At 58.3% G+C, this 4,760-nt stretch carries 7 protein-coding genes; all 7 read right to left on the bottom strand.

Annotated elements, in window-relative coordinates; all coding sequences use genetic code 11:
* Positions 1 to 166: 166 nt before the first annotated feature.
* Positions 167 to 418, bottom strand: coding sequence for a hypothetical protein (locus AC2VLY_RS13740; RefSeq protein WP_215859386.1), 252 nt, complete (start codon positions 416 to 418; stop codon positions 167 to 169).
* Between the two features lie 81 nt (positions 419 to 499).
* Positions 500 to 1,810 carry a DUF7146 domain-containing protein gene (locus AC2VLY_RS13735; protein ID WP_486922466.1) on the bottom strand — a complete coding sequence of 437 codons (1,311 nt, stop codon included), beginning with the start codon at positions 1,808 to 1,810 and terminating at the stop codon, positions 500 to 502.
* A gap of 27 nt (positions 1,811 to 1,837) precedes the next feature.
* Complete coding sequence (locus AC2VLY_RS13730; RefSeq protein WP_486922465.1) at positions 1,838 to 2,353, bottom strand: hypothetical protein; 516 nt, start codon at positions 2,351 to 2,353, stop codon at positions 1,838 to 1,840.
* A gap of 6 nt (positions 2,354 to 2,359) precedes the next feature.
* Positions 2,360 to 2,881 (bottom strand): hypothetical protein, encoded by a 522-nt coding sequence (locus AC2VLY_RS13725; protein ID WP_486922464.1) that lies wholly within the window; start codon positions 2,879 to 2,881, stop codon positions 2,360 to 2,362.
* The gene (gene parM / locus AC2VLY_RS13720) at positions 2,878 to 3,855 is read right to left on the bottom strand and encodes a plasmid segregation protein ParM domain-containing protein (RefSeq protein ID WP_486922463.1); all 978 of its coding nucleotides are present in this window, start codon (positions 3,853 to 3,855) and stop codon (positions 2,878 to 2,880) included. Before parM ends, AC2VLY_RS13725 begins: the two co-directional genes overlap by 4 nt.
* A 9-nt stretch (positions 3,856 to 3,864) precedes the next feature.
* Positions 3,865 to 4,461 carry a hypothetical protein gene (locus tag AC2VLY_RS13715; protein ID WP_486922461.1) on the bottom strand — a complete coding sequence of 199 codons (597 nt, stop codon included), beginning with the start codon at positions 4,459 to 4,461 and terminating at the stop codon, positions 3,865 to 3,867.
* 62 nt (positions 4,462 to 4,523) lie between these two features.
* Positions 4,524 to 4,760: IcmT/TraK family protein (gene icmT, locus AC2VLY_RS13710; protein ID WP_486922460.1), on the bottom strand; the 237-nt coding region annotated here is incomplete at its 5' end.

Genomic DNA, 4,760 nt, shown 5'->3' with positions numbered 1-4,760 from the left:
GGCAGCAATAACATCTTCCTGGGCAATCCATACATGCACGCCATCGGATGAAGTGGTACGCATTTCCAGATCCTGAAACGCAATGCGCCAGATATGTACGGCGGGTCCTCTTTGTCGGGTATTCATGTGGTTTTGTGTGCCTCATCAATACTGGGAATACGGCCCCTTACAGACCGCCATGGTACTTGAAAGAAATCTCCTGACATTGTGGGCAGACATAAACCTGCACCTTCAGTTTCTTTTCAAAGGCTTCCTCACCATCATCGGCGAGCTGGCCACCGATCATGCCCAGTGCAGCACCGCCGAGACCGGTCAGTCCACCCATCCGCATGCCGTGTGCGCCCTTGTCTTCCATGGGGGTCTGGCAGCTGGGACAGGTGGCCGTCATATTTTCCGGATGTTCTCCAAAACCAAACATGGTGCAGTCTCCTTTACAGTTTGTGTGCGTGTGTAGAATTTAGCATTTTTCAGCAGGGTCCGCGCATCCAAACCGGTGGCTTTAACGCCGGGGGCGCTTCGTCCTCTGCGCCGTGGCCCGGTTGTTAAGCGGCACGCCCGATTCCGGCTGGCCGGGTTCCCGCTGTGGCATGGTGACCCGCATGGGCAGATCGGGCGCAGCACCGAGTCCCTGTTCCTGCCGCCTCTCGGCGATCCGGTCCGGATATTGGGTGGTGGCGATTTCCAGCACTTCCGCCCAGTCGTTGCCGGTGCTGGGCAGGCGGATGTCGGTTTCCAGATCCTGGCGGCTGAGTTGCATCCGCTCTCTGAGATATTGTGCAGCCCGGATGCCTGCCGGATCGTTATCGGCAAAGATCAGCAATTTTTTGCAGGTCTGGGGTGGGGTGTACCCCCCGATGACCCGGTCACCGACACTGCGGCCGCCCATATTGCCGCTGTTTACGGTCGCATGTACCGCGAGACCGTGATGGGCAAAGGAGGCGGCCAGGGCCGTTTCCATGCCTTCTGCCACCCCCAGCCTGCCATCTGCCTGCATGGGCCGCAATTCAATATGCAGGGGGACGCGTCGCACTATGGGACTGGTCAGTTTGCGGGCATCCAGAAGATGGGGGCGGCCATCTTCACCGTTGGGACGATCCGGATCCGGCAGAACCAGCTTGCCGGATCCATCGGGTGCGAGCCAGGTGCGGTGTACCGCTAGGACCTGCTTGCTGGGTCCCCGGCACAGGGCGATCAGGGCAGGGAACCTGCCCAGTTCTTCCCATTGTCCATCCACCCGTTGGTGCCAGTAAGGGAGATGGGGAAAGCCGCGTACATCCCGTGCGTCGACAATGAGATCGAAAGGAATCCGGCGGTTCTCGAAGTAGGCCATGGCTTCCGGCATCTGCCGTAGGGGAACGCTGCCACGCCAGTGCTTTTCAATGGACTGACGGGCTTTTTCGACCTGTTCTTTTGCGGAAGGGGCACTTTTGCGTGCACTCTGCCGAGAAGTCGCAGGTGCCCGGGTTTCCGGCGCTTTGGCGGTTTTGGGCAGATCGTGATCCGGCGGTAATGTACCCAGTACCCGGGCGACCTGTTCGATGGATTGCTTAAAATTCCAGCCATGGACATGGTGGAGCAGGGAAAAGCCGTCACCGGAAATGGGATCTCCACCGCCCTGTGAGCAGAAAAAGGTGCCCCGGCCTTTCTGGTTGTCAAAGCGGAAGCGATCCTCTCCGCCACAACCCGGACAGGGCCCATGCCGATCCACCAGCGCCTGGGCAGGAATGCCCAGCTGAACCAGAATCTCTGGCCAGCGATCTGTGGCCGCCCATTTGGTTTCACGCATCCATTGCGTACCCCGTTCTGCCATGGTTGGTACCTCCTTCTGCCTCGGATTTCAGTCCTTTCCGTTGTTATCGGTTAATCCATAGACCAGCTGGATCAGATCGGCGGTATCCCGAGCGATGCTCTCCAGCCTTTGACTGATCAAGCTGAGTTCCCCACGCATTTCCCGGATCGATTCTGTCTGTGTATCGGGCAGCATTGGCGGCGACGCCTCGGATCTGAGCAGTTCGCCCTGACCTTTGGCGGGAGAAGCGTTTGCTGTTGTGGCCTGCGTTCCAGAAGAGGTGTTGGTCGGGTCATCCCTGTTTGGTGGAACCAGGCGATCCATTCGCTCCGCCAGCTGACGGATGGCCTCCCCCTGACGACGATCCAGAGCGGTAACGGCACTTATGAGTCCCTGATTCAGCGCCTGCGTAGTTTTCATCAGAATGTCCATGTAGTGCGCCTGTCCCTCCCAGAAATCTCGGTGCAGGCGGAAATCTTTCTCCAGTTTCTGAAGGCGGCCCAGAGAAACCCCGATGGTGGAACTGGAGGTGTTTTCAGCGTCATCGGCTGACGGTTTATTCATGGTTGATTATTTCCTTTGCGCGAGAAACAGCAGCAAAAAAATCAGAATGGCAGCGGCTCCGCCGCCCAGTGCACCTCCCAAGAGTGCCCGGAAAGTGACGCCGGCAACTTCCTGGGTGTTGTCTTTCACCGTCCGGACCAGTGTCTGCAGCTCATTTTGTAGCCGGTTGACATGCATCTGGTATTCGCGGATCGGCGCGGTGCTTTTGCGGACGTCTTCCCCCATCTGGGCAATGCGGGACTGCACCTCGGTGGTCTGTGTATCTGCCGAAGTTCGGATGGCGGCCCATTTTTCCAGAATCGTGTCCTGCAGTTTTTGCAGGGCCTGCATCTGCCCGGAAAGGGCCTCTGCCTGCTTTGCAATCTGCGACAGTGCCTGTTCGCGCAGGGCCATATCCAGACGGACGCGTTCTTCACGCTCGTGCTGCAGGATGAACAGCACATGATCCCGAAAGTCCTGCTCTATAGAGGATTCTGTATCCGTGGACGCTGACGCCGCTGGCGGATTGTCCGTTTCAGGCGGGGTCATACCGACTCCAGGGTCTCCAGCCAGGCCATGGCATTGGCATGGACCGCCTGTGGGTGCAGCTGGGCATGGGGCCAGTCGAATTGCCCCTCCAGCAGAAGGGCACCGCCGCCGATCAGAATGACATGATCGCAGTCTTCCAGGGTTCGGGCATGCCGCTCTACGCCGCGCTGGATACGCCCCGCGATTTCTTTTAAAGCCTCTTTTCGGGCGCTCTGTTGATCGGCCTCGGGAATCTCGGCACCGTTAATGCGAATCCGCTTGTTCTGGATCAGGGCACTATGGAGAATTTTACGGTTGGGCAGACGCTTGCCACGCCTTTCCTCAATGGCCGTCTGAAACCGGTCTACAGCGGCGGCCACGCCCAGGTCCGGCAAAGTGCCGCAGCGGCTGAAATCGACCTTGCCATTCTGTACGACCGTAATATCGGTGGTCCGCGAGCCAATATCCACCACGGCGATGGGTAGATCGGGATCTTCGCCCGGTGACTGCATGGCGACGACCAGCGACTGGGGCAGCACATGCACTCTGTCCGGTACGGGTAGATCGCTATCACCCTCCAGGGTGCGCAGCTGCACGGGAATCCGGTGGGTCTCGCGCTTGGCCGCAATCAGATCCTGGTTGGGGGTGCCGTTATCCCAGTAAAAATCACGCAGGGGCAGCCCGACGACCAGTTCAAACGCTTCTGGAGCGCCTACCTGGCGCAGGGCATGCGCCACCAGCACCCGGTTGAGGCTGGACAGGGCAAAACCGGCGAAGCGGGTATCTTCGGTCTGCAGGGTATCGACAACGGTGTAGGCTTCCCCCTTGGTCACATAAACCGTACTGTCTGTCGGTGTGGCGCCGCCGATCTCAATCTGCTGGTAATCGCCGCTCTGGGCACGGGATGGGGTACTGAAGCTTTGCAGAATGCCTTCAGCCCGGTGGATGATCTTGATTTCTCCGTAGCCGTCATCACAGGCATAGATTGGTTTCATGGGATGTCCTCATTCAGAGTGGATGTGGGAGACGTGGGAATGCCTGGCGGCGATACGGGCTGCTATGCGTTCCCGGGACTCGGCAATTTGCTGTTTAGTAGGGGGTTCCCGATCAATGCCGGCACCAATGGTGTCCAGCATGTTTTGATTCAGACGGCGCGGCCGCGCTCCAGGGGTATCCTCGGAGGATATTGGTTCTGCCTGTCGGGTGAGTGGATTGGAAATATCGGTCTGCAGCGGCGCGGAGACAGTCTGTTTTTTCTGGACCGGATATGGTTCCCGATCGATGCCGGCACCAATGGTGTCCAACAGGGCCGCATGCTGCTTGGCCGGGGGCATCGTTTGCGTGAAGGCCACTTCTATTTGGAGTGGATCTTGAGCTGGCAAGGCACGTACCGTTCTGGCAACACGAAATTTCGAGCTAAAAGGCCACTGTACTTGTGGCGTGGCTTTCTGTACTGCCTCCGAACCATAGGAAAGCTGGCAGACTGCGTTGACTGGATCAAAAAGGGTTACCCCACTCTTGTGGGCAATCATGAGAACGGGATGGACCGCCCGGCTCAGATGATCGATGGCGTAACGGGTTGTACTGGAATAGTCTTCCACCGATTCCAGCAGAATTCGAGAAAAGGGAGAGACATCCCCTGTTCGGAAACTCAGGCGATCCTTCATACTGGGCCACGCAGGCGGGTATTGCCGAAGACAAACCGCACCAGTCTTCGCCAGGCCACGGCAGGGGTGTAGCCCTTGCGTTGCAGCCAGGCAAGCAGGCCGATACTGACCACGGCCAGTATCAGGGTCAGCACGCTGAAATGGAAAAACAGGATGAGTAAGGGCCAGAAGGCGGAACCATCCAGTTTCCAGAGTTTGGGATCCTGACTGGAGAAACGCCAGGCATTCTCTAT

Source organism: Acidithiobacillus sp. TH-A36, assembly GCF_057473445.1.
Note: the sequence above shows the minus strand (reverse complement) of the source record. Positions and strands in the feature narration are given on the sequence as shown.